We start from the raw sequence: 3618 nt of genomic DNA, 5'->3' as shown, positions 1-3618 counted from the left end.
GCTGGCCAAGGGCGTCTACTCACTGCAGCTGCAGGTGGGCGAGTACCTGCTCACCCGTAAGCTCGTGATCGACTAACTCATAGCCGATAACTGACTCTGAAAAAGGGGATGAGGGACATGGTCCTTCATCCCCTTTTTCATGCTTTCAGGGGGTGCTGAAGATCAAGAAAATAGAATATTAGGGTGGAAATTTTTATTCCTGTTTCCCACCGCTTAGCTTTAGGGACCACCTACTTACTGTTTTAGCTCTGCCCCTCCCTGAGCGCTCGGCCTGTTGAGCACCGCCTGCATCTTCTGTTTTTCCCCTTTTTCAACCTCCATCCTTTTCTCCAACCCCATGAAACACCTTTTACCCATTTACCAGGTGGTACGCATCTGGCGAAGCTGGCGTAGTAGTCTGGCTACGCTGGTGACACTCTTCCTGGCTCTTGGCACAGTCCAGGCGCAGGTCGACGATTACACCTTCACCCCCCTGACCGGGGCCTATACGCCCATCACCGGTGGCACCAACGTATCGTCTATCCAGGTGGACGACGCCATCTCGGCGCCCATTCCGCTTGGCTTCACCTTTGTATTCGACGGAACCCCGTACACTTCGGTGAAGGCCAACTCCAACGGTACCCTGGTGTTTAACCAGACGTCGTCTCCGGTTGGCTTTGAGCTCTATAGCAACGGTTTGAGCACGGCCCCTGCCTCGATGCGTCCCCAGGCAGCAGCCTTCTGGGAAGATCTGGATGGCACCAGCGGTACGGCTTCGTATACCACCTCGGGTACTGCCGGCAGCCGGATTTTCACCTTTCAGTGGCAGAACTGGCGCCGCTACGCCGACGCCGGCTCCCAGTTGAACTTTCAGATCCGGCTTTACGAGGGCAGCAACCAATTGGAGTTTGTTTACAGCCTGGGTGCGGCCCCTACCTCTACGGTAACTGCCTCCATTGGCCTAGCCGGCACCGGCACGGGCAGCGGCTCTTTCCTGGCCCTGAGCAATGCTTCTTCCTCGCCTTCGGTCAGCTCAACGACGGACCCCGGCACCATCGCAAACTTCCCCGCTACGGGACAGATCTACCGGTTTAACCCTCCGGTTCCCTCGGCCTGCCCGGCTCCCCGCAACCTGACGGCCACGGCTCTGACCGGCACCACGGCTACGCTGAACTGGACCGTGGTGAGCGGTGGCGGCTCGTTTCTCGTTGAGTACGGACCGCAGGGCTTCACCCCCGGTCAGACGCCTTCGGCCGGTACAGTCGTGACGGTGCCAGCCGGCACTACCTCGGTAAACATTACGGGCCTTACCCCCAGCACTCCCTACCAGTTCTACGTAACCCAGATTTGCGGCGGTACGGCGGGCAACAGCACCCGCAGTGGCCCCAGCGGCTTCTCCACTACCATCCTCAACGATGAGCCCTGCGGCGCCATTGCCCTGACGCTGAACCCAACCGGTTGCACCCCGGTGCAGGCCACCAACACCGGTGCTACTACCACCGTCCCGAACGGCTATACTAACCCCAGCGTAACGGGCTGCGGCGTGGGTACCGCCCCCAAGGATGTATGGTACACCGTGCGCACCACCGCCTCGGGCGCCGGCAGTACATCGGTTAGTTTTGATCTAGTTGGCAACCCAGCCGGTCTGCTGCGCATGTTCTCGGCGGCCTCCTGCTCGGGTCCGTTCACCATCGTAGCCTGCGGCTCGAGCGGCACCAACAATACGGGCCTGGGCGTCTTCACTGCCACCGGCCTGACGCCCAATACGACTTACTACGTAGCCGTGTCCGGCAACGGATCCAGCGACACCCAGGGCTCCTTCACCATTTGCGCTACGTCGCTCACGCCCTGCGGCCCGGCCCGCAACCTGACGGCAACCAACCGCACCGGCACCTCGGCCACGCTGAACTGGAGCGTACTGAGCGGTGGCGGTTCCTTTATTGTAGAGTATGGACCCCAGGGCTTCACTCCCGGCCAGACGCCTTCGGCTGGTACGGTGGTCACAACCGCCCCCGGTGCTACCAACGTCAACATCACCGGTCTGACCCCGAGCACGAGCTATCAGTTTTACGTGACGCAGGTTTGCGGTGGCACATCGGGCAACAGCACCCGCACTGGTCCGGCATCCTTCTCCACAACTATCGTGAACGATGAGCCCTGCGGCGCCATTGCCCTGACGCTGAACTCGACGGGCTGCACCCCGGTGCAGGGAACCAATACCGCAGCTACTACCACGGTGCCCAGCGGCTACACCAACCCACCCGTTACCGGCTGCGGCACGGGTACGGCACCCAAGGATGTATGGTATACGGTACGCACCAACGCCACCGGCGCGGGCAGCACCTCCATCAGCTTTGAGGCTACCGGTAACCCGGCTGGTCTGCTGCGCATGTTCTCGGCGGCCTCCTGCTCGGGTCCGTTCACCATCGTAGCCTGCGGCGCCAGCGGTGCCACCAACACGGCCCTCGGCGTCTTCACTGCCACCGGCCTGACGCCCAACACGACCTACTACGTGTCCATTTCGGGCTACGGTTCGTTCGACACGCAGGGTGCCTTCACTCTCTGCGCTACGTCGGCTACGCTTTGCCCCTCGGTACGCTCCATCACGGCCTCGAACCTGAACAGCACGGGCGCCACGCTGACGTTTAACGCCACGGGCGGAGCCACTAGCTACACGGTGGTAACCACGCCCCTGGGTGGCACGCCGGTAACGACGACGGCGACGACCTCGCCCATTACGCTGACGGGCCTGACCCCGTTCACCCAGTATACCGTGACCATTACGGCTAACTGCAGCGGTGGCACGACCTCTTCGCCCGTGACCACGACCTTCGTAACTAACCCCTACTGCACGACTAACCTTGGTGGCGGGGTCTGCGGCGCAACGGACATGATCGGTGCCGTACGAATTCTGAATACGACGCTGGACAACCCGAACACGGCTTGCAACCAGGCCAACGGCAGCACGTACACCAGCTTCCCGGCTACCGGCAGCACGACGGCCACGTTGTCGCAGGGCTCTTCGTACCAGCTGAGCGTAACGCCCACGGGCGGTGCCATCATCTCGGCCTGGATTGATTACGACCAGGATGGTCAGCTTGAAGCTACCGAATGGGTGCAGGTTGCTACCAATGCTACGGCAGGGGTTCCGTCCGTGGTAACCATCACGGTACCGACGACGGCTGCTTCGGGTCGTACGCTGTTGCGCATTCGCAGCCGCGGCACGGGCAACTTGAACGGTGCTTCGGACGCTTGCTCCAACTTTGGCTCGGGTGAGACCGAAGACTACTTCATTACCATCGGCAACTCGGCCTGCCCGGGTGTAACGAACCTGGCTATCAGCAACCTGGTTGCTCGTTCGGCTACGGTCAACTTCACGGCCAGCGCTTCGGCCACAAACTACACCGTGACGGCTACGCCCCAGGGTGGTGGTACGCCCATCTCCGTATCGGCTACTGCTTCCCCGGTTAACCTGACCGGCCTGCTGCCCAGCACTACCTATGATGTCTGCGTAATCAGCAACTGCGCTGCCGGACTTACGTCGACGGTTTGCACTTCGCTGACGACGCCGATAGCGCCACCGCTGAACGATGATCCGTGCGGGGCGACGGTGCTGACGGTGTCGGGGACGACCACGCC

At 61.6% G+C, this 3618-nt stretch carries 1 protein-coding gene; it reads left to right on the top strand.

From position 1 onward, the window contains the following. Nucleotides 1–337: 337 nt before the first annotated feature. Nucleotides 338–3618, top strand: a 3281-nt coding sequence (locus tag LJY25_RS21080; protein WP_227610428.1) for a fibronectin type III domain-containing protein, incomplete at its 3' end; no start/stop codon positions are given.

The organism is Hymenobacter translucens (assembly GCF_020685205.1).
Classification (GTDB): domain Bacteria; phylum Bacteroidota; class Bacteroidia; order Cytophagales; family Hymenobacteraceae; genus Hymenobacter; species Hymenobacter translucens.
Note: the sequence above shows the minus strand (reverse complement) of the source record. Positions and strands in the feature narration are given on the sequence as shown.